This is a genomic window from Streptomyces sp. NPDC098781 (genome assembly GCF_044759995.1).
GTDB lineage: Bacteria > Actinomycetota > Actinomycetes > Streptomycetales > Streptomycetaceae > Streptomyces.
This window is the reverse complement of the sequence record NZ_JBIWAK010000013.1, coordinates 161,644-181,589: the sequence shown is the minus strand read 5'-3', so window position 1 is coordinate 181,589 and position 19,946 is coordinate 161,644. Positions and strand designations below refer to the sequence as shown.

The window sequence follows — 19,946 nt, the reverse complement described above, 5'->3', positions numbered from 1 at the left end:
TACTCGGCGGAATTCCTCACTCACGCGGCACCGGTGAACCGGAAGCCGCGGCCGCCCGTTGTACCCGCGTACTGCCTTGAGCACCGAGCCGATCGGGAGGCATGCCAGCGCGGCACAGCGCCCACGGACCGGACCGGTCGGCGCAGCCGTCTCTGAAAAGGAAGTGACGCTTTGCATTCCAAGGTCGATTTCGACATCGTCGTCTGGGGGGCCACGGGGTACGCGGGCCGTATGATCGCCAGTCGCCTGCTCGCCCAGGACGGTCTTGTCGTGGCCCTCGGCGGGCGCAACGACCGCGCCTTGCTGGCGGTCCGCGACTCACTCGACCCGTCCGGGGGCACAGCCGTGGTCGTCGCGGACGCCCACGATCCCGCGTCACTGCGCAGCATGGTGAAACGGACCAAGGCCGTTATCAGCACCGTGGGCCCCTACCGGCTGCATGGCTCGGCCCTGGTCGAGGCGTGTGCGCGGGCGGGCACCGATTACGTCGACATCACCGGCGAGCCCCTCTGGGTCCGGGACATGATCCTGAAGCACAGCGACACGGCGCGAGCGAGCGGCGCGCGTGTCATCTTCTCCGCTGGCTTCGATTCCATCCCCGCGGAACTGGGCGTACAGGTGCTTCAAGAGGCGGCTCAGGCCCGATGGGGGGCGCCCTTGCCTACAGTTCGAGCCTCGGTCGCATTGGAGGGGGGCGGCTTCTCCGCCGCGACACTGGCGAGCATCGCGGCTGAGTGGGAGGCCTCGCGCGCCGATGCCACCTCCCAGGATCTGTACGACGACCCCTTCGCGCTGACACCCGCGTTCAAGGGCCCTGCGCAGCCATCCGGTCACGGCCCCCTTCTGGACGAACGCTCTGGGCAGTGGCTCGCCACCTGGGTGATGGGCCCCATCAACGCCCGTGTGGTCCACCGGTCCAATGCCCTGCGCAGCCACGTGTGGGGCGAGGATCTCACCTATGTGGAGATGCTGACCACGGGACCAGGGGCGGAAGGCCGCGCGGCGGCCGAGCAACTGTCGCACGCGATGGTCGCAGTCGCACAGGGAAACTCGGGCCTGGTCGGCGAGGATCCCTGTCTGACCGCGGAGAGTGGCTCCTATGTCCTCACGCTGGAAGGTTCCGACCCGTCGGGGCACAAGCTCATCGCAACAGTGCACGGCGAGGGCAGCGCCGCCTACGGCTCGACCTCCCAGATCGCCGCCGAGACCGTGCGGTGCCTGCTGACTGAGGCTGCGAATGCTCCGGGCGGGATCTGGACGCCTGGGGCGTTGCTCGATGACGCGCTGGTGAGCCACCTGCAGGAGCACGCCGGCCTCCGGTTCGCAATCGTGGGCCAGGGCGCCTGGCAGGCCAAGTCCTGAGGAAGCCGCGGTACCCGAGCCCCCAAACCCAGCCCTCGATGGAAAGACTCCCCAATGACCGAAGTTGCTTGGAACCGCCTGACGGCCCCGGAACTGCGCCGCCTGGCAGCCACCGACGCGATCGTGCTCCTCCCCATCGGTTCCATCGAACAGCACGGCCCCCATCTGCCCACTGGAGTGGACGCCTTCCTGGCCGGCGAAGTGAGTCTGCGCGCCGCACGCCTCACCCACGACACACGGCCCGTGGTCGTGGCTCCGACGATCTGGTCCGGCCTGGCCGAGCACCACATGGCCTTCGGAGGTACCTTCACCCTCTCCCTGAGCACTCTGCAGGCACTGCTGCACGACCTCTGCCGCTCCGTCATCAGAGCGGGCTTCTCCAAGATCCTGATCGTCAACGGACACGGCGGAAACATCACCGCTCTGGACGCCCTGGTCAACGATCTCACGGCGACGCTCTCCGCACAGATCGCTGTCACCAGCTACTTCACCGTGGGCAGGGAGAGCATCAAGCGCACACTGGACACCCAGGACTGGCTCATGCATGCATGCGAGGGCGAGACCTCCATGATCATGGAACTCTCCCCCGAGCTCGTGCGCGAGGAAGAGCTGAAGACGGCTGTCGGGCCGGAGATCCGACTCCAGTCGGAGGAGACCAACCCTGTCCATGTCTCCCGTTCCTTCAAGGTCATCTGCCCGACAGGGGTCGCCGGAGACGCCCGCGGCGCCAGCCCGGCCAAGGGCAAGAGCATTCTCGACGCGTGTGCCCGGGAACTCAGTGTCCTGCTCATGAGCGACATCATCTGGGCCGAAGAACACGGTCGCGAGTGAATCGCGAGCTGATGGCGGGGTGAACGGCGACTCCTGTTTCCCCGTTTCATCGAGGGCCGGGCCACTTCCAGCTGCCCCGCGGCCCACCCGGGCTTTCGGAGGGCCGGTGCCCGTCGGCGCGAGCCGGCGGGTAGCTGATGACCGACTTCGTCCCCGTCCTCCTCACCCTTGGGAGCCTTAGATGCCATCCACCCGCATGAACTCGTCAAAGCCGGAGGGAGCGAACAGCGTCACAGCACACGATCTTCCGTCGGTTCGGTGCGCAGACCGACTTGCCTTCAAGACCGAGGGAATCTGCGTACTGGACTTCGTCCTCGAAGGTCACGAGGCAGAGACCGACACGGTCCTCACGGTCAACGCGTCGGCATCGGTCACACCCGTGGCCGCGTCCGCGGTCACCCTGCTCGACGTTCTGGTCAACCGTGTGAGTCTCTCGCGCGACCTTGTCGTCCCGGGCGGCGGTCGGTGCCACGAAGTCTCTGTGACCATCCCCGGCAGGCTGCTCAGGCAGGGCTTCAATACGCTGCGGCTGCGCTCCGTGCAGAGTTCCCGTGACCGCCTGCACGTGCACCGTGTAACCGTGGACTCTCCCAAGAGTCGCGGGACCTTGCGGCAGACGTTGACGGCGCACGTGGCGCAGGGCCTGATCCACACATACTCCACCGAACGGCGCTCCCCCACGGCGCACGCGTGGACACCCGCCCCGCCTGTCCGGCTTCACCTCTTCCCAGGTGCTGACACGACCACGCTGTCCCAGCTGTCCTTGCGGAACGAGAACGGCGCCGAGGCGGCCATCGGCTTCCGGTCCACGATGACAGGGTTCTACGGCCACCATCGGGAATCCGACGGAAGCTACGCGGAGTTCCGGGGGGTCCTGGCCGACAGCACGGACCTCTGCGGACACGGCCTGCGCGACAGCCCGTCGCACCCCGACCGCACGGCCGCCGAGTGGCAACCGTCGGCTGGTCTGTGCCTCACATTCGATGACGGGGAGTCGGGAGTGAAAAGGCTCACCTGGCGGAACCAGGCCGGGCAACTCGGTGGCTTTTCCAGCTGAGTCGGGCGATGACGCCATTGCCGATCACGCGCCTCTCACCGGCACGCGATCGGCTTCGGCTCGCCGCAGGACGTCAGGCTCTGGGCGGCGTCAGCAGTTGTCGATCGGGGGCCATGGGGCGATGTTCTCCGGATCGGCCTTGTGCTCGTCCCGGTAGATCTCCTCCAGCACTCCGATCCGGCGATGCAGTTGTGCGACGAGCGTGGGAATGCGCCGCGTGGCACCGATGGAATCCGCCGGAAGGCCGGCTCGCGAGAGGACCTTGTATTCGGCCACGGCCCTCTGCACGTGGACGGCGTGCGGCACACAGGTAATGACTGTGTCGGGCTCGACCTCCGCCACACCCCAGCGGCCGTCGTCCTGCGGCGTGGCCCAGAGGACCATGCGCGTCGATGGGGAGTAGGCGAGGCGGCAACCCGGGTCGACGATGGCGCTGAGGACGGGTAGTTCGACGCGGTCCTCTCCCGCCAGGGACAGGGCGGCTTCGAGGGAATCGGCGGAGATCCGTCGTATGCCGTGACCCACGATGCTCGTTGCCAGCAGTTCGTCACCGATCCGCTCAGGCCCTCCGTCGTTCAAGCCCGTGCCCATGTCCATGCGATTCCTTCCTGGTTTTCCTGCGTGTGGCCCACTCGTGGCCCGTACGGGTTTGACGATCAGGGCCGGTGCATACTCACAGTCGGTCCTGGTCGGTGCCATCGCATCTGTTCGACCGGGATGGCGCGTTGCGGCACTTACTTGATCGCCTCGTCGGACTGCGTCGGCACTGTCAGGCGTTGATCGCGGCCAGGAGTTCCGCGTGGGTCGGACCCGGCGCTGGGAACGCCGGCGCGTCGGCGCTGAGCCTTTTGATCTTGTCGGCTATGCCGGGCCTGACGAGAACGTCCTCAGGCATCGCGAGCATCGATCCCACGTCCGCCACTGCGCGCATGACGTCACCGTCCAGGAGCTTCGTGGCGTCCATCGCCTTCATGAGGTGCCAGTCCTGGTCGTCGGTCTCGTAGGGAACGCCCTGGCGTCCCGCCTGCATCTCGGCGAGCCGGTGGCGGTCCCAGGCCACCAGCCGCTGGTGGAGATCTCCGCTGGTGTTCTCGGACATCTCCTCGAACCGCACCGCCATCTCGACGGGATCGTCCGTTCCCACCGTGCTGAGCAGTTCCCGCACCGTGACAGCCTGCTCTATGCCCATGGAGAGGCCGAATCCGAACTGCGGGCTGGTCGTCGCCCACGCGTCACCGATGTTGATCAGACCAGTGATGACGGGCCGGCCGTCGAGGACGAGGCCGCGGCGCCGGCTTTCCGTGCCGTCCATGGGCAGCACGCCGGTCAGTGGCTCGGCGCGGGTGAAACGCTCGATGTTCGGGAGCAAGGCGGCAACCCGCTGCCACACCTCGGGGTGACGCAGCTCGCACAGCTCCTTGTCGTTTCCCGCCACAGTCATCGCGACCGACCAAGTGCCGTTGTCTCCCGGCAGAACGACCGTCGAGAGGCTGGCGTGGTGATCGATCGGCCACTCCCACTGCGGAGGCCGGGGGCCGGTGAAGTGACGGGAGTAGTACGTGAATCCGATCGGTGCCCGCTCGTCGATCGCGGGCACCACGCCGATGTCGCTGAGAAGTTTCGGCAGCGGGGAGTTTCTGCCGGTGGCATCGATGACCACGTCCGCGTGGAAGATGTCCCCGCCCTGGGTCCGTACGCCGGTGACCCTGGGCGGTGGACCAACCTCGGTGACCAGCCGCGCGACGGCGGCGCCGTGGTGGATGGTGAGGGAGGATGTTCGCGCCGCCACGGCTCCCAGGCCTGCCTCCAGGACCGGGCGGCGGGCACCCAGCACCTCGAAGCGCTCGTCGCCGTCCCGGCGGCCGCCGACGTCGGGCACGCGCCACGCGCCGGCGACATGGTTCACCACCTCGGCACCCACGAGACGGAGTTCGTGGACGACGTCGGGCAATTCCTGCTGCAGGAGCATCCACCCTCCGGGCAGGAGGACGTGCGGCTGACGGAATTGTCGGGCGCCGATGCGTGCCCACCGGTCCCACGCGTCCGAGGGGTCGGCGAAGCCCGCTCGGTCCTTCTCCAGAACGGTCACGTCGTGGCCGTCGCCGGCCAGCAGCAGCGCCGACGTCAAGCCGACTGGGCCACCCCCCATGACGATGACGTCCGACATGCTGATCCCCTCGTTTCACTGTGTGCGGTCGAGAACAGGTTGGCCGGACGGGGTGCTCAGTCGGCAGATCGCTCTTGTGCTCGATCCAGCCGGCTGTCGGCCTGCCCGTCCGCCTCGGCACAGGCCGGCCGGTCGCAGCCCGCAGCATGGGACGGACGCTGGTCCCCACCCCTCACGACCTCCGTCGGATCACCGAGGTCATAGTCACGAGCCAGCGACTCGCTGATGTCGTGTCTCCCCCAAGCCCGGCCCGGGCCTTCGGCGATCGCCACCCGCAGGAACGAATACCTGCTCAACTCGGTTCACCGACGTCCGCGTTGTTGCGTGGTGGGCTCGTCCGGGATGCGCGGACCGGCGCCTCAGCGTTCGGGATTCCCTGATGGCCAGTCAGGAGAATTCCTGTGCACCCGTGAACCACCGTGCGTCTCTTGCCGTCGATCGTTCGTGGCAGCGCGCACCAAGGCGCGCCGCCACGGAAGGAGGAACATGGCAGAGCTGGCGACTGCCGCGGAGTCGCGCCCGACATCCCGCATGACCGCCGAACGGGAACGTGAGGTGCTCGATGCCGTTGTCGATGTACTCGCCGAGGTCGGCTTCGACATGCTGACCATGGAGGCTGTGGCACTGCGCGCACGCTGCGGCAAGGCGACGCTCTACCGACAGTGGGGCAGCAAGGACCGTCTGGTGGCGCATGCCCTGCGAACCTGCTCGCCGACTGTCTTCGGTGCGCGGGCCGTGAGCGACACCGGCACGCTGGCCGGGGATATCGAGGCGCTCGCACACCATGCCGCCCTGACCGCGAAACGGGACACCCTGCTGGTCACTGGTGTCAGCCGGGTGTGCCTCGTGGCGCCGGAATTGGGCTCGGCCGTTCGCTGCGCGGTGATCAATCCCTTCCTCGCGACTGTACGGGACATCGTGGCCCGAGCGGTTCGCCGAGGTGAGCTGACGCAGCCGTCGTCGGCGTTCGGGCCGCCGGAGCAGCTGTTCGCCATGCTGGCACAGCGCCCGTTGCTCGAGGGCGTGTACGCCGACGAGGCATTCGTTCGCACCGCGCTGTGGGGCACGATCCTGCCCGAGCGCGGCTTCGGACGGGAACAGATGTGACCCACGCGGAGGGGCCGCTTGACGATCTCGGCGGCCCTCCGTCACGGACCGTGTCACACCGTCAGATTCGGCTGAACCCCGCCCAGTCCACGATCTTGAAGTGGCTTCCGTCGCGCCGCACTTCGGCGGCGCCGTGGCCTGGAAGGTGGGCGGGCAGAAGGAGCGCCTTGGTGTCCGCCGCGTGTTCGAGTACACGCCGGCGAGCCTTCAGGGCGCCCTGCTCGTCCTCCTCGAAGCAGCTGTTGAACTCGGGGTGTTCCAGCTGCAACGCGGTGTGCAGCAGATCGCCGCAGAAGAGGGCGTGGTCGTTGCCCGATCGCAGCCGAACGAAGGCGGAGCCGGGAGTGTGACCCGGGGCGGGCTCCAGAGTGAGGTTGGAGTCGATGGCGTACGAGCCTTCCCACAGCTTCACAAGACCGGCCTGGTAGACAGGCAGCACGCTGTCTTCCCAGACATTCTGGTTGCCCGGGGCCGTCTTCTGCTTGAAGCCGTTCTCGGGGTTCCAGAAGTCGAACTCCGTCTTGGCCATGAGATAGGTCGCATTGGGGAAGGTGGGAACCCACGCGCGATCCACCAGCTTGGTGTTCCAGCCGACGTGGTCGTTGTGCAGATGGGTGTTGACCACGACGTCGACATCACGGGGCATGACGCCGGCCCGGGCCAGGCGGCGCATGAAGTCCGTGTCCATGTACGACCACAGGTTGGCGTACGGACGGTACTTGCCGTTGCCCGCGCCGGTGTCGATCAGGATCGTCTTGCCGCCACTGCGCAGCACCCAGGTCTGGAGGGTGGAGAGAACCAGGTCGTTCCGGGGATTCCAGTGGTCCGGGACCAGCAAGCCCTCGTTCTCCTGCCACAGTTCCGGAGAGCTGCCGGGAAAGAACTGCCGTGATGTCATCTCGACCGTGCCGGTGTACTCCACCACACGCGTCACCGACACGTTGCCGAGGCGGATGGTCTCCACCCGCGTTCTGTCGTCGTGATCGGCGGCATACGTGGCGGCATGTCCGGGGGACGCCGCGAGGAGGCCTCCGATTCCGACTCCTGCGCCGACTCCCGCGGCCGAACCCAGGAAAGCCCGTCGGCTCTTGAGCTGAGTCGCTCCGACAGTCATGGAAGCTCCAATCCACATGGAGCGCGCAGCCCCACTAGAGGTACATATCCGTTCGTCCACAGCGGTCGACAATGCATCGTGCACAACTTGTCTTGTCACGTTCTTGTCGCGACATATGAGCATGCACCGCAAAGTACGCATAGGGTGCGATTTACTGCCTAAGTGGAAGGCGTCTGTTCACGTCGGCGCCTCCCGCCCATCGGACTCAGTCAAGCGGGTCCAGGGTGAGGTACGCCTTCTGCGGATCGGCGTCGTGCACCAGGGACTCCTGATTGCCGACGTCGTCGAAGGCGAAGGCGTACGCCTTGCCGTCGGCCATCAGGGCATGGACCTTCTGGGCGAAGGGGTTGGTCACTTCGGCCTGGTACGCCCGCGCGGAACTCGTGTCGGGCTGCTGGGGGCTACTCAGGAGCGTTGCACGGTTGTACGCGGCGCACAGCGTGCGGGAGATGGGTCCGCGCACCTCGTCGTTGGGAGCGGACAACTGCTTGTAGCAGCCGAAGACGCTGTCGGAGTCGGGCTTCTCGAAGCCCGTGACGATCGACCCTGAGCCGTCGGTGAAGTTCATGACGTTGCCCGACACCCTGCCGTGGTACTTGACGCCGGGCTTGTCGGCGAACGGGGACACCGTCAGCGAGGTCGTGCTGTACTTCCGCCACACCCGGTTGATGTAGTCGTCCATGGTGTTCGCTGGCAGCAGTCCGGTGCCGATGCCGTGGGACGGCGCGAGGGCACGCAGCACGGTGCCGTCCGGCGCCTTCTGGATGAGGTTCCCCCACCCCCCGGGCTGCTCTTTCAGGGCGGTGTAGAACTCCCGGTATCCGCCCGGACGGAGCCGGCCCGTCTTCTGCACGGTTCCGTCGGTCCGCTTGAGGCCCACGGCGTAGGGCGCCGAGAACATGTCGACCTGTGTGCTGTTGAGCCAGAGCCCACCGTCGTTGAGGGTGTACTCCGACCAGTTGAACAGAGTGTTCCGGTTCGGGTCGGACGGGCTCTGCACCGCCGGCTGAACCAGCTTGCCGTCGACCAGGCGGAAGTCGAGCTTGCGGCCGTAGGAGAAATAGACGCGGCCGGAGAACTTCGGGATCTGGATGGTGATCGACTTACCGGCCGCGGGCCCCGCGATCGAGGCGTCGGGCGCGGGTGTCGGAACCGGCCCGCCGGCCGGCCACGGGTGGAAGGTGCCCTTCGCGTCCGCCCACCCCTGCCGGCCCGTGCTCAGCTCGGTGCCCAGGTTGTAGATGTAGACCGGCTTGTCCAGGCCCGAGGCGTTCCTGAACATGAGGGGGATGGTGGGGGGCACCGCGGTCGCGGTGGGCACGGGTCCGATCCCCGAGATACCGACTGCCAGGGCGCCTACGCCCATGGTGTAGACGAGTTTCCGCACTGGTTCTCCTGTTCAGTTTGTCCACCAGCGGATCTGTTGCGTGTCGCGAGGGGGCGGCATCGGTTCGTCCGCAGGCAGTGCCCGCGCCATCGCCGCCGATGCCGCCCGTACCGGTCCGCGTCCGTCACCGGGACACGGACCGGCCGCCGTCCTGGCCCGCTACTTGTTGAGCGCCCCGTAGGCGGCCAGCCACATCACGAGTTGTCCGGTCGCGTTGGGGTGGGCGGGCAGTGCGCCCCCGGCCGGCTTCAGCGGCTCGATCCAACGCCGCTCCTGGGGCTGGCACATGTCGTGGCCGATGGTCGGCGTGTAGGTGTCGGCGTAGGTGACCCCGTGCCCGGCGGCCTGGCGCTGCAGTACCGCGTTGAGCCGCTTGGTGGTGTCCCGCAGGTAGGCGAAGTCACCCTTGGCGATGGGCACCTCGCGGCAGCCCACGCCGCTGTCCGGGAACAGCGAGGGGTAGCCGACCACGATCACCTTGGCGTTCGGACTGCGTCGCCGGACGTCGGTCAGCACGGAGCCGATCCGGCTCTCCACCTTGTTGATGCGGTTGGCGAGTTGGTCGCTACCACCGGCCGTGAAGTACTTCTTGCAGGGGCTGCCGGACGGGTCGGAGAAGGAGGAGGTCACGCATCGCGTGAGCACCTCGGTGAAGCCGATGTCATTGCCGCCGATGGTCAGCGTCACCAGCCGCGTCCCCTTCGACAGGGCCTGGGCCTGCGGAGGCTTCGTGCCCTGGTGGTTCCAGATGCTGCGCGTGGTGGCTCCGCTGCAGGTGGCGTCCTTGAAGGTCGCGTTCAGCGAACTGGCCAGGAGGGCGGGGTGGCTGCCGACGGTGCGGTCGCACGTCTTGTCCCGCTTTTCGGGGAGTCCGGCGCCGGACGCGAACGAGTCGCCGAGCGCGACATAGTTGGGCGTGCCGGCGGCGTCGGCGTCCGCCGGGCGAGCCTGGGCGGACGGCGCGGCGAGGGACAGCAGCGCAGCGGACGCGACGGCTGTCGCCACAACCGCGGTGCGGCGCGGGGACGGTCGGCGTCTGGTGTGGGTCATATGACCTCCGTAGCAGTTGTGGTGATGAGGGGGTGGACGTGTCAGCCGCGAACGGTGTGCGCGGCGTTGTCCTCCTGGTCCGCGTAGGTCCAGGACGCCTGGGGCGGTGTCCCGCAGAAGGCCGCGTCCAGGGAACCGCCGAGCGTCGCGTTGACCTCGGGGTTGTTCGACGTGTTGGCCAGCGCCGTCATGCTGCGCTCGCCGTCGGCGGTCGTGAAGGCGTACGTGTAGTAGCCCTGGACGGTGCCGGTGTGACCGTAGACGGTGACACCGCACGAGAGCTTCCGGGCCCGCAGGCCCAGGCCGTAGAACTGCGTCTGCGCCGCGTCGACAGGAATGACGGTCATCATCTGCTCCAGCAGATCCGCCCGGACGAGACCACCGGTGACCAGCGCGGAGAAGAAGCGGTTGAGGTCCTCCGCGGTCGACACGACGGCGCCCGCCGACTGCGCCCAGGACACCGTCTGCTCGGTGGAGTCGACGAGGGGCTCGGACGCGTCGTCCGGCCGGAGGTAGCCACGCGCGAAGGAACCCCCGATGACGGTGCTCGGGTGCACGTAGCTGGTGTTGCGCAGCTTCAGCGGGGTGAAGATGCGCTGCTGGTACTGGTTCGCGAGGGGAGTACCGGTGACGTGCTCGATGATCTGCCCGACCACGACGAAGTTCGTGTTGGAGTAGCTGTAGGCGGCGCCCGGCGTGTTGGTGAGCGCGTGGGCCGTCGAAAGGGCGATCAGGTCCTCGTAGCGGAAGACCTTGTTGCGGACCGCTTCGAATCCCGGGACGGTCGAGGCGAACATGGCGTTCGTGTAGTCCCACAGACCACTGCGGTGACTGAGCAGGTGGCGGACGGTGATACGGCTGTCGAGGACCGGCCGCGGCAGATACGAGTTGGCCGGCGCGTCGAGATCGACCCGCCCCTCGCCCACCAGTTGCATCAGGACCACGGAGGAGAAGGTCTTGGTGACGCTGCCGACGCGGAAGCGGCGCCCCGTGTCCATGCGGGTGCCCGCGGCCGTGTCGGCCTCCCCGGTGACCAGTCGATAGCTCCGCTCACCGTCGTCGACACGGACCAGCGCTCCCGGAGCGCCCTGGGCCACGGCCTCCTGGAGAACCGACCCCAACGCCTCGGTGTCCGGGGCTGGTTCAGCCGTCTCCGCCCCGTCAGGGTCCGGGACGGGTTCGGTCACCTCACGCCGGTCGGGCACGGTGGACGGTGAGGCCACGGCCGGTGCCGTCGTCGCGGCCAGAGCGGCTACTACGGCGCTGGCCAACGTCGCGCCAAGAGTGGTCTTACGCATGCAGACAAGTCCTCTTCACTTTTGCTTGCGGTGGGGGGAGGGCCGTGCGGCGTCGTATCGGCCCCTTGCTCGGCACGACGGGGCGAACGCCGCATCGGTTCAATCCGGCGGCGGACACGGCGGCAGTTGTGCGGACTGCCCCTGCGCCGCGTCCCCGCCCGGCATTCAGGACGCCGCTTTCGTTAGAGAGAGGAAACACCGCCTGCTGCGAGTCTCTGGTCCGGCACCGGTCCCTCACTCGAACCAGGAGGCACACCATGTACGCACACACGCTGAGGCTGTTCGCCGCCGCCGGTCTCTCCGCCCTCGCCCTGTTCGTCACCGCATGCTCGGCCGACAACGGCACGAGCGAGCAGTCGAGCTCCGCCGGCAGCGGCCAGGGCGCGGGCGGAGGCAACCGGAGCGCCGAGGACGAGCGGGCCCGGCAGAACGACTGCCTGCGCAAGAACGGCGCCACCATCACCGAGGGCGACAACGGTGCCGGAGCAGGCGTCGACTTCGGCGACCTGGACGAGGCCGAGCAGAAGAAGGTCATGGAGAAGTGCGGTCTCGCCGAGGCCGCACAAGGCGGGGAGGTGTCCCAGGCGGACAAGGACAAGGCCTTCGCCTTCGCCAAGTGCATGCGCGAGGAGGGCCTCGAATTCGCGGACCCGCAGTTCGGAGACGGGGCGGCGATGAAGGGTCAGCAGATCCCCGAGGGCCAGGAGGAGGAGTACAAGGCGGCCAGCGACACGTGCATGGCGAAGGTGGGCTACTGAAGCACCGGATCCCGAGTCGAGGACAGGAAATGAAGCGCAAGTATGGCGTACTGGCCGTCGTCGCGGTCCTGGCCTGCGGGGGCGTGGCGATGAGCACCGTGACCGGCTCGGAGGGCGCCACGGACACCGTCGCCGACGCCGCGGAGCGCCCCACGGCCACGGAGGCGATCGAACAGGGCGACCTGACGCGGACCTGGCAGGCCAAGGGCACCCTCGGGTTCGCCTCGCAGCGCACCCTCAACGCCGGCGAAGCGGGCGTCGTGACCTGGCTTCCCCAGGCCGGCTCCACGATCAAGCGCGACGGGAAACTGTATGAGGTCAACGGCGAGCCGGTACGGCTGATGTACGGCGCGAAGCCGATGTACCGGACGCTCGAGGAGGGCTCGACCGGCGAGGACGTCCGTCAGCTGAAGAAGAATCTCATCGCCCTCGGCCACGGCAACCAGCTGGCCGCCGACGACGAGTTCACCGCCGGCACCACCCGCGCCGTCGAGGCGTGGCAGAAGGAACACGGGCTGAAGGAGACCGGCACGGTCGGCCCCGGCCAGGTCGCCTTCGTGTCCGGCGCGGTTCGGGTGCAGGAGACTCAGGCGGCCGTCGCCGGTCGGGTCGGGCCCGGCGCCGCCGTGCTCACCGTCACCGGCTCCGACCGTCAGGTGGAGTTCAGCGTGAAGGTGCGCGAGGCGGCCGATCTAAAGGCCGGCGACCGGGTGACGGTCACTTTGCCCGGCGGTGAGCCGGCTGACGGGCGGATCTCCATCATCGGGCGTACGGCCGAGGAGGATGCGGCGGACAAGGACGCGGCTCCCAAGGTCCGGGTCACCGTGGAGCTGAGGAGCCCCTCGAAGGCCGAGGGCGTCGACAAAGCTCCGGTCACCGTGCACGTGAAGGGCGAGACCCGCGAAAACGTGCTGCACGTGCCGGTGGGCGCCCTGCTCGCCGGTGCCCGCGGCGGCTTCCTCATCGAGGTCGTCGAGTACGGCAGAGCCCGCGAAGTCTCCGTCGAACTCGGCCTGTTCGCGCAGGGCCGGGTCGAGATCACGGGAGCCGGGCTGCGGGCGGGCATGAAGGTCGGGGTGGCGCAGACATGACGCCCACGGCCACCCCCACGTCCGCCGCGAGCACCCCGGCCGTTGTCGGGCTCGTCGGCGTCACCAAGGAGTACCCGGGCCCCGTGGCGGCGCTGCGCGGCGTGGACCTCGCCATCGGCGAGGGCGAACTCCTCGCCATCGTCGGTCCCTCGGGGTCGGGGAAGTCCACCCTCCTGCACATCATCGGCACCCTGGACCGCCCCACGGCCGGCACTGTCACGGTCGCGGGGCACGACATCGCCTCGCTGCGCGACAAGGAACTCTCCGCGCTGCGGTCGCGGCACATCGGCTTCGTTTTCCAGGCCTTCCATCTGGTGCCGGGTGCGAGTGCGCTGGACAACGTGTGCGAGGGCCTGCGCTACTCCGGCCTGTCGCATACGCGCCGCCGCCGGCAGGCCGTCGAAGCGCTGGGGCGCGTGGGACTGGGCGACCGGATATCGCATCGGCCGCACGAGCTGTCCGGTGGCCAGAAGCAGCGGGTGGCCATCGCCCGCGCCGTCGCGGGCGAGCCCGATCTGCTGCTGGCCGACGAACCCACCGGAGCACTGGACAGCGCTTCGGGGCAGGCCGTCATGGAGCTGCTCCACGAGCTCCACGCGGCCGGCACCACCATCGCCGTGATCACCCATGACCGGGACATCGCCGGGCAGCTGCCCCGCCAGGTCCTCATCCGTGACGGGCAGATCGTCAACGACGTCCGCGACCGCGCGCGGGCGGACATCCTGACCAAGGTCCCCGCGGGCGCCGCGCCGGATTCCCAGGCCGACGCCCGGGCAGGTTCCCGATGAGCCGGGGCAGCGGGAGACGAAAGGGGCTCGCTCCCGCGCGGCTGTCGGCCCGCGACGTGTGGCAGGTCGGATCCGCCGGGCTGCGGGGGCGTCCGATGCGTGTCTTTCTGTCCGCTCTGGGCATCGCCATCGGCATCGCCACGATGATCGCCGTCGTGGGCGTGTCGGAGTCCAGCAAGGCCCACCTCATCCGGCAGCTCGAGCAACTGGGGACCAACATGCTGGTCGTGACCCCCGGCCAGTCCCTGATCACCGGTGAACAGGCCAAGCTCCCCAAGGCCGCCCCGGCCATGGTCGAGCGGATCGAGGGCGTGCAGGACGTCGCCGCCACCGGCTCCGTCGACACCACCGTGCACCGCTCCGAGCACATGCCCGAGGACATCACCGGTGGACTGCAGGTCGCCGCGGCCGACGAGGGTCTCCTCAAGACCGTGCGCGCCGAGGTCGCCGAGGGCAGCTGGCTGAACCGGGCCAACGGCGGGTATCCCTCCGTGGTCCTCGGTGATGTCGCCGCGGACCGGCTGGCCATCACCGAGCCGGGACAGCAAGTGTGGCTGGGCGAGCAGTACTTCACCGTCATCGGCATCCTCACTGCCGTGCCGCTGGCCCCCGAGCTCGAGCGGTCCGCTCTGATCGGCTGGCCGGCGGCCGAGAAGCTGCTGGGGTTCGACGGGCATCCGACGACCATCTACGAGCGCTCCGCCGACGACCGGGTGCGGGAGGTACGCGACCTTCTCAGCCGCACCGTCAACCCCGAAGCACCCCAGGACGTCAAGGTCTCCAACCCCTCCGACGCGCTTGCAGCGAAGGCCGCGTCCGAGGACGCCTTCACCAGCCTGCTGCTGGGACTCGGCGCCGTGGCCCTCCTGGTCGGCGGAGTAGGTGTCGCCAACACAATGATCATCTCGGTGCTGGAACGCCGTCACGAGATCGGGCTGCGCCGGTCCCTGGGCGGCACGAAAGGGCACATCCGCCTCCAGTTCGTCACCGAGTCCCTGCTGCTGTCGGGCCTCGGCGGAATCGCGGGCGTGGTCCTCGGCTCCGCCGCGACCTGGATCTTCGCTACCGCGGGCGGCATCCCCTGGGTCGTACCGCCGTGGGCGATGCTCGGTGGCCTGGCTGCGACACTGGCCATCGGAACCGCCGCGGGCCTGTATCCGGCGGTGCGGGCGGCGAGGCTCTCGCCGACCCTTGCCCTCCAAGCGGTGTAGGCGCGTGCGCCGGGCGCCGAAACCGCCTGGCCCCCTGCGTTCGACAGCCGCATCACACCCTCTTCGACACAGAAGGTCCCATGCGCGTACTGGTAGTGGAGGACGAGACGTTCCTGGCGGAGCTGATCGCCAAGGGGCTGCGCCGCGACGCGCTCGCGGCGGATGTCGCGGCAGACGGCCTGGAGGCGATGCGCAAGCTGCGATTCGGTGCGTACGACGTGATCGTCCTCGACCGTGATCTGCCCGGTCTTCACGGCGACGAGGTGTGCCGCCGGGTGCTCGACCAGTGGCCGGGAACCAGGATCCTGATGCTGACGGCGTCCGGGACCCTGCGCGACCGTGTGGCCGGCCTGAGGATGGGCGCCGACGACTACCTCGCCAAGCCCTTCGCGTACGACGAGCTCCTGGCGCGGGTCCTGGCGCTCGGCCGGCGCACCGCCCCCGCGCTCCCGCCCGTCCTGCGGCGGGCCGGGATCGTCCTGGACACGGCGGGCCGCCAGGCCTCCCGTGACGGGCGTTCCCTGCGGCTGTCACGCAAGCAGTTCGCGGTGCTGGAGGCGCTGATGCGCGCGGACGGCGCCGTGGTGAGCGGAGAGGATCTGATCGAGCAGGTGTGGGAGGAGGACACCAGCTATCGCACCAACGCGGTACGCGTGACGCTGAGCAAACTCCGTGCCGAGCTGGGCGAGCCACCCCTCATCCAGACCGTTCCCGGCGTCGGCTACCGCATCAAGGAGTGCGCGTGAGCGGCGAACGCGCGCGGCTGACCATGCTCTACGGCGGGCTGCTGGTGCTCGCGGGCGCCCTGCTGACGGGTGTGGTGTATTTCCTGGTGCGGCAGGGGCTGTCCGAGACGATCGGCAGCGCGGTGACCAGGGCCGTACCAGGGTGGCGTCCAGGCGAAGAGAAGCCGTCCTGGGCGACGGACCCGTCGGCCGCCCCGCCGCCGGACGCCAGTCCCCCACCCACCATGTGGGCCTTGCAGAAGTCCGTGAGCGACGCCGCCGAGCAGGCCGCGCTGCACCGGCTGCTGACCATCTCCCTGCTGGTCCTCGCCCTGTACTCTGTGCTGTCGGTGGCGCTGGCCTGGTGGACGGCGGGCCGGGTGCTGCGTCCCGTCGCCGTGATCACCGATACGGCGCGGCGGCTGTCCGGGGAGAACCTGAGCGAGCGCATCGCGCTCGCCGGCCCCCCGGGGGAGCTCAAGCACCTCGCGGACACCTTCGACGCCATGCTCGAACGCCTGGAACAGGCGGTGACCGCCCAGCAACGGTTCGCCGCCAACGCCGCGCACGAGCTGCGGACTCCGCTGGCCCTCCAGCGCGCGGCCGCCGACATCGGTCTGGCCGGGGAACCGGACGCGGCCTCGGTCGCCCACATCCGGAACGAACTGCTGGCCATCGCCGACAGCAGCGAGCGCACCATTGAGGGGCTGCTGTTGCTGGCGGCCCCGGACCAGGGACTCGAGCATCGCGAGCCGGTCGAGGTGCACACCCTGGCGTGGAACGCCGCGGACGACCTGGCGCGGGAGGCGAAGCAGCGGGAGGTGAGCGTGTCGGTGCGGGGGGAACCGCTGACCGTCCAGGGAGACCCGGTACTGCTGGGCCGCCTGTTGCACAATCTGCTGGCCAACGGCATCCGGCACAACGCGCACGGTGGCCGGGTGGAGGTGCGGACCGGGCCGCACGGGATCGAGGTGACGAACACGGGACCGGTGATCGATCCGGCGACGGTCCCGCTGCTGTTCGAGCCGTTCCGCCGCCTGGCGCAGCGCCGGCGCACGCCAGGAGAGGGCGCGGGCCTGGGGCTGTCGATCGTCGCCTCGATCGCCCGCGTCCACGGCGCGAGCGCCACCGCGAAGGCCAACCCCGCTCCCGGGGGCGGACTGACCGTCCGGGTGAGCTTCTGACGGACGAGCCGGCGTCATCCGGGCAGCAGGCACCGGTTCATCCGACGCGTACGGCGGACCTGCCGGTGACGTCCCACCGCCCGGCATCCCTGACCAGGGGCATGCCGGAGTGGCCGTCGAGGGAGGACGTGCGTACGGCGAGGACCTGGTTCACGCCCATCGTGTTGTTCTCGAACCCGAGCGCCGAGGCCGCCATGTACAGCCGCCACACCCTCGCCCGGCCGGGCGACGTCAGCTTGACCGCCTCGTCCCAGTGGTTCTCCAGGTTCGTCACCCAGGCGCGCAGTGTGAGGGCGTAGTGCTCGCGCAGGGCCTGGACGTCGCGGACCTCGAAGCCCGCCTCCTCAAGCAGCGCCGTGGTCGCTCCGACGGGAGCGAGTTCGCCGTCGGGGAAGACATAGCGATCGATGAACCCGTTCATACGGTACGCCTTCTCGTCGCGCACCGGGCGGCGGGCTATCTGGTGGTTGAGCAGCCGCCCGCCGGGCTTGAGCAGTCCGTGCAGGATCGTGGCGTAGTCGCGGTAGCGCTCGCTGCCGACATGCTCGGCCATGCCGATCGACGAGATCGCGTCATACGGACGGTCCGTGATCTCACGGTAGTCCTGTACCCGGATCTCGACCCGGTCCTCCAGGCCGGCCGCGACGACCCGCTCTCGTGCCAGGGCGGCCTGCTCCCGGGAGATCGTGACACCCACGGCGCAGGCTTCGTAATGCTTGGCGGCGTGCAGGGCCAGGGAACCCCAGCCGCAGCCGACGTCCAACAGCCGGTCACCGGCGCCCAGGCCGAGCTTGCGGCACACGAGGTCGAGTTTGGCCTCCTGGGCCTGTTCCAGGGTGGCTCCGGACGACGGCAGGCCCTGCCAGTAAGCGCAGGAGTAGACGAGGGACGGTCCGAGCACCAGGGCGTAGAAGTCGTTGCCCACGTCGTAGTGGTGACTGATGGCGGCGCTGTCCCGGCTCTGCGAGTGCGCGGGGCCCCGGCGCCGCGTCACCTCCTCGGCAGGCGGCGCGGGCGGGGACAAAACCGGGCCTGCCATGGCCAGCGCGTCCTTGACCGCACGTGCACCGCCGGGGGCGGCTAGACGTGCGGCGAGCTTGCGCAGCCGGGTACGACGGCCCTCGGTGTCATCCCGGTCCCAGAGCAGTCCCGAGATCCTGGTCAGCACCTCGTACAGGTCGCCGTCCACATCGAGGTCGCCCGCGACCCACGCGCGGGCGAGGCCGAGCTCACCGGGCCGCCATAGCAGACGGCGCAGCGCCTCGGGTGTGCGCAGGACCAGCGCTGGCGCGTCCGCCGGACCTGCCGTGCTCCCGTCCCACGCACGGATTCCCACGGGGAGGGCGGCGCCCAGCAAACGTTCCGCGCACCGAGCCACGACGGCTGCCGCCTCAGGCATGAAGACTCCTCTTTCTCTGGACCTGTGCCGCACATGGATCCGGACACGGCTATCCCGCTCAACGGGGCCGCGAAGGAACGGGTTCACCGGGCCTGCAGCCGATCGGGGAGCCGCCCTGAACCGGGCGAGCCGTCGGCACGTTCACGGAACCGAGTGACACGAGCGGTTTCCGTGAGTGCGCCAAACCTGCTGGAGCGCGGGGCGTGCGCACGCCGCGACGGATGAAAGGCGTTGAGCGTTCATGGAGTACTGCGCATCGTGCATGCGGCACGTCAACGGTGCGGTCTCCTGCCCGGGTGCAGGACATTGGCTCCAGCAGACTGTCGCGGGCGCCTCCGCATGGGACACAGCGGTACTGAGCGCCGCGACTATGTGTACGAGCTACCGCCGGTCGCCCTCACGAGAGTGCAGGCGCCCGCTGCTTCCCGCCGGGGCAGGAAGAAGGCGTGGCATATCGCGGGTGCCGTCGTCGCCGGTGCCGCCGTGCTGTGCGCGGCGATCCTGACGGTCAGGACGGGTGGGGTCCACGTCAACGGCGATCAGACCTCGGATCGGCATGCTGTCCCGTGGCCGGGCAACCCCACGACCAAGGCCGGCTCAAGCCATGTAGAGGTGACCCGACACATCCCCTCGGTGCAAGCAGCGCCGCCGCCCGCAGCCCATAGGGCGAGCACACCGTCCAATTCGACGACGGACGGTACGACCGCCTCGACCGGCCGAAACGATCCTCAGGAGCCTCCCGCTCCTTTCGTCCCCGGCGGGCAAAGCGTCCGCCCCGTTCCCCAGCAGTCCTCCGCGACACCTGAAGAGCCGGCTGACCCCGTCCTGCTGTCCCACGGCATGCCTGTCACAGCGTCGTCCACCGAGGGCCGCTTCCGAGCGGAAACCGCCGTAGACGGGAAGGCCATCACTCGCTGGTCCAGCACCTGGAGTGACCCTGAGTGGATCCGGGTGGATCTCGGCAGTACGGCCGCCATCAGTCATGTAGTACTCGACTGGGAGAACCACGCCACCGACTACCGCGTTCAGCTGTCGGACGACGGTGTCACCTGGCGCACCCTGTGCGCTGTCGCCTCGGGAAGCGGCACCGAGTCCTGCAACGGGTCAGGCACCGGCCGCTATGTGCGCATGTACGGCAACAGCCGCGCGAACGGCTACGGATATTCGCTCTGGGAGTTCCAGGGCTTCGGTGGCCGGCCCTGAGCGCTCACGCGTCCTGGCCGGGGCATGTCATAGGCGCGCTGGTCTGCGCGGTGGAACCGCGTCGGACTCGTGCAGCCAGCGGTCAGGGCGACCCGCGCGGCCGTGGTACCACCCGCGACCAGACACCACCACGCCTCCCGTAGCCGCAGACGTTCGAGGAACTGTAGCGGGCTCACTTTGGTGATGGCCTTAAGCCTGGCGGGGGAAACCGCTG

Annotated in this window: 18 protein-coding genes; 11 read left to right on the top strand and 7 right to left on the bottom strand. The window is 69.0% G+C overall.

Annotation, left to right across the window (positions count from 1 at the left end):
* Positions 1 to 171 precede the first annotated feature (171 nt).
* From ACIQWG_RS38330 to ACIQWG_RS38320, 3 genes are all read left to right on the top strand, one after another.
* Positions 172 to 1,362: a saccharopine dehydrogenase family protein gene (locus ACIQWG_RS38330; RefSeq protein WP_404104947.1), complete on the top strand. Its 1,191-nt coding sequence runs from the start codon at positions 172 to 174 to the stop codon at positions 1,360 to 1,362.
* Between the two features lie 54 nt (positions 1,363 to 1,416).
* Entirely contained in the window at positions 1,417 to 2,193 is a 777-nt protein-coding gene (locus ACIQWG_RS38325; RefSeq protein WP_404104944.1) for a creatininase family protein, read from the top strand.
* 181 nt (positions 2,194 to 2,374) lie between these two features.
* Positions 2,375 to 3,250, top strand: a complete 876-nt coding sequence (locus tag ACIQWG_RS38320; RefSeq protein ID WP_404104941.1) for a hypothetical protein — start codon at positions 2,375 to 2,377, stop codon at positions 3,248 to 3,250.
* Positions 3,251 to 3,340: 90 nt separating this feature from the next.
* Here ACIQWG_RS38320 and ACIQWG_RS38315 read toward each other — a convergent pair whose 3' ends face one another.
* Complete coding sequence (locus ACIQWG_RS38315) at positions 3,341 to 3,847, bottom strand: hypothetical protein (protein WP_404104938.1); 507 nt, start codon at positions 3,845 to 3,847, stop codon at positions 3,341 to 3,343.
* 172 nt (positions 3,848 to 4,019) lie between these two features.
* Positions 4,020 to 5,417 carry an NAD(P)/FAD-dependent oxidoreductase gene (locus ACIQWG_RS38310; RefSeq protein ID WP_404104936.1) on the bottom strand — a complete coding sequence of 466 codons (1,398 nt, stop codon included), beginning with the start codon at positions 5,415 to 5,417 and terminating at the stop codon, positions 4,020 to 4,022.
* A 486-nt stretch (positions 5,418 to 5,903) separates the two neighbouring features.
* Between ACIQWG_RS38310 and ACIQWG_RS38305 the strand changes: the two genes are divergently transcribed.
* Positions 5,904 to 6,524, top strand: a complete 621-nt coding sequence (locus tag ACIQWG_RS38305) for a TetR/AcrR family transcriptional regulator (RefSeq protein ID WP_404104933.1) — start codon at positions 5,904 to 5,906, stop codon at positions 6,522 to 6,524.
* A gap of 61 nt (positions 6,525 to 6,585) precedes the next feature.
* Here the strand turns inward: ACIQWG_RS38305 and ACIQWG_RS38300 are convergent, their stop codons facing one another.
* From ACIQWG_RS38300 to ACIQWG_RS38285, 4 genes are all read right to left on the bottom strand, one after another.
* On the bottom strand, positions 6,586 to 7,488 hold the full coding sequence (locus ACIQWG_RS38300; RefSeq protein ID WP_404104930.1) for an MBL fold metallo-hydrolase: 903 nt from the start codon (positions 7,486 to 7,488) through the stop codon (positions 6,586 to 6,588).
* Between the two features lie 355 nt (positions 7,489 to 7,843).
* Positions 7,844 to 9,004, bottom strand: a complete 1,161-nt coding sequence (locus ACIQWG_RS38295) for a glycoside hydrolase family 64 protein (protein WP_404104994.1) — start codon at positions 9,002 to 9,004, stop codon at positions 7,844 to 7,846.
* 180 nt (positions 9,005 to 9,184) lie between these two features.
* A complete protein-coding gene (locus ACIQWG_RS38290; protein ID WP_404104928.1) occupies positions 9,185 to 10,075 on the bottom strand; it encodes an SGNH/GDSL hydrolase family protein in 891 nt (296 codons plus the stop codon).
* A 41-nt stretch (positions 10,076 to 10,116) separates the two neighbouring features.
* The gene (locus ACIQWG_RS38285) at positions 10,117 to 11,373 is read right to left on the bottom strand and encodes a serine hydrolase domain-containing protein (RefSeq protein WP_404104925.1); all 1,257 of its coding nucleotides are present in this window, start codon (positions 11,371 to 11,373) and stop codon (positions 10,117 to 10,119) included.
* A 257-nt stretch (positions 11,374 to 11,630) separates the two neighbouring features.
* Here ACIQWG_RS38285 and ACIQWG_RS38280 point away from each other — a divergent pair, with 257 nt between their 5' ends.
* The 6 genes from ACIQWG_RS38280 to ACIQWG_RS38255 all read left to right on the top strand — a co-directional run bounded on the left by ACIQWG_RS38280 (position 11,631) and on the right by ACIQWG_RS38255 (position 17,130).
* Positions 11,631 to 12,131 carry a hypothetical protein gene (locus ACIQWG_RS38280; protein ID WP_404104922.1) on the top strand — a complete coding sequence of 167 codons (501 nt, stop codon included), beginning with the start codon at positions 11,631 to 11,633 and terminating at the stop codon, positions 12,129 to 12,131.
* Positions 12,132 to 12,160: 29 nt separating this feature from the next.
* The gene (locus ACIQWG_RS38275; protein ID WP_404104919.1) at positions 12,161 to 13,222 is read left to right on the top strand and encodes a peptidoglycan-binding protein; all 1,062 of its coding nucleotides are present in this window, start codon (positions 12,161 to 12,163) and stop codon (positions 13,220 to 13,222) included.
* A complete protein-coding gene (locus ACIQWG_RS38270) occupies positions 13,219 to 14,010 on the top strand; it encodes an ABC transporter ATP-binding protein (protein WP_404104916.1) in 792 nt (263 codons plus the stop codon). Before ACIQWG_RS38275 ends, ACIQWG_RS38270 begins: the two co-directional genes overlap by 4 nt.
* Entirely contained in the window at positions 14,007 to 15,221 is a 1,215-nt protein-coding gene (locus ACIQWG_RS38265; RefSeq protein ID WP_404104913.1) for an ABC transporter permease, read from the top strand. The genes ACIQWG_RS38270 and ACIQWG_RS38265 overlap by 4 nt, the downstream gene beginning before the upstream one ends.
* An 80-nt stretch (positions 15,222 to 15,301) precedes the next feature.
* Positions 15,302 to 15,967, top strand: a complete 666-nt coding sequence (locus ACIQWG_RS38260; protein WP_404104911.1) for a response regulator transcription factor — start codon at positions 15,302 to 15,304, stop codon at positions 15,965 to 15,967.
* Positions 15,964 to 17,130 (top strand): ATP-binding protein, encoded by a 1,167-nt coding sequence (locus tag ACIQWG_RS38255; protein WP_404104908.1) that lies wholly within the window; start codon positions 15,964 to 15,966, stop codon positions 17,128 to 17,130. The genes ACIQWG_RS38260 and ACIQWG_RS38255 overlap by 4 nt, the downstream gene beginning before the upstream one ends.
* Positions 17,131 to 17,167: 37 nt before the next feature.
* On the opposite strand, the gene ACIQWG_RS38250 is transcribed toward ACIQWG_RS38255, so the two are convergent.
* Entirely contained in the window at positions 17,168 to 18,529 is a 1,362-nt protein-coding gene (locus tag ACIQWG_RS38250) for a class I SAM-dependent methyltransferase (RefSeq protein WP_404104906.1), read from the bottom strand.
* An 840-nt stretch (positions 18,530 to 19,369) separates the two neighbouring features.
* On the opposite strand from ACIQWG_RS38250, the gene ACIQWG_RS38245 reads away from it, so the two are divergent.
* Positions 19,370 to 19,732 (top strand): discoidin domain-containing protein, encoded by a 363-nt coding sequence (locus tag ACIQWG_RS38245; protein ID WP_404104903.1) that lies wholly within the window; start codon positions 19,370 to 19,372, stop codon positions 19,730 to 19,732.
* Positions 19,733 to 19,946 lie beyond the last annotated feature (214 nt).

Bases quoted from the DNA above. Each gene is read 5' to 3' on its own strand.
- ACIQWG_RS38325 (WP_404104944.1), top strand. From the start codon at position 1,417: ATGACCGAAGTTGCTTGGAACCGCCTGACGGCCCCGGAACTGCGCCGC.
- ACIQWG_RS38320 (WP_404104941.1), top strand. From the start codon at position 2,375: ATGCCATCCACCCGCATGAACTCGTCAAAGCCGGAGGGAGCGAACAGC.
- ACIQWG_RS38315 (WP_404104938.1), bottom strand. From the start codon at position 3,847: ATGGACATGGGCACGGGCTTGAACGACGGAGGGCCTGAGCGGATCGGT.
- ACIQWG_RS38310 (WP_404104936.1), bottom strand. From the start codon at position 5,417: ATGTCGGACGTCATCGTCATGGGGGGTGGCCCAGTCGGCTTGACGTCG.
- ACIQWG_RS38305 (WP_404104933.1), top strand. From the start codon at position 5,904: ATGGCAGAGCTGGCGACTGCCGCGGAGTCGCGCCCGACATCCCGCATG.
- ACIQWG_RS38295 (WP_404104994.1), bottom strand. From the start codon at position 9,004: ATGGGCGTAGGCGCCCTGGCAGTCGGTATCTCGGGGATCGGACCCGTG.
- ACIQWG_RS38290 (WP_404104928.1), bottom strand. From the start codon at position 10,075: ATGACCCACACCAGACGCCGACCGTCCCCGCGCCGCACCGCGGTTGTG.
- ACIQWG_RS38285 (WP_404104925.1), bottom strand. From the start codon at position 11,373: ATGCGTAAGACCACTCTTGGCGCGACGTTGGCCAGCGCCGTAGTAGCC.
- ACIQWG_RS38280 (WP_404104922.1), top strand. From the start codon at position 11,631: ATGTACGCACACACGCTGAGGCTGTTCGCCGCCGCCGGTCTCTCCGCC.
- ACIQWG_RS38275 (WP_404104919.1), top strand. From the start codon at position 12,161: ATGAAGCGCAAGTATGGCGTACTGGCCGTCGTCGCGGTCCTGGCCTGC.
- ACIQWG_RS38270 (WP_404104916.1), top strand. From the start codon at position 13,219: ATGACGCCCACGGCCACCCCCACGTCCGCCGCGAGCACCCCGGCCGTT.
- ACIQWG_RS38265 (WP_404104913.1), top strand. From the start codon at position 14,007: ATGAGCCGGGGCAGCGGGAGACGAAAGGGGCTCGCTCCCGCGCGGCTG.
- ACIQWG_RS38260 (WP_404104911.1), top strand. From the start codon at position 15,302: ATGCGCGTACTGGTAGTGGAGGACGAGACGTTCCTGGCGGAGCTGATC.
- ACIQWG_RS38250 (WP_404104906.1), bottom strand. From the start codon at position 18,529: ATGCCTGAGGCGGCAGCCGTCGTGGCTCGGTGCGCGGAACGTTTGCTG.
- ACIQWG_RS38245 (WP_404104903.1), top strand. From the start codon at position 19,370: ATGCCTGTCACAGCGTCGTCCACCGAGGGCCGCTTCCGAGCGGAAACC.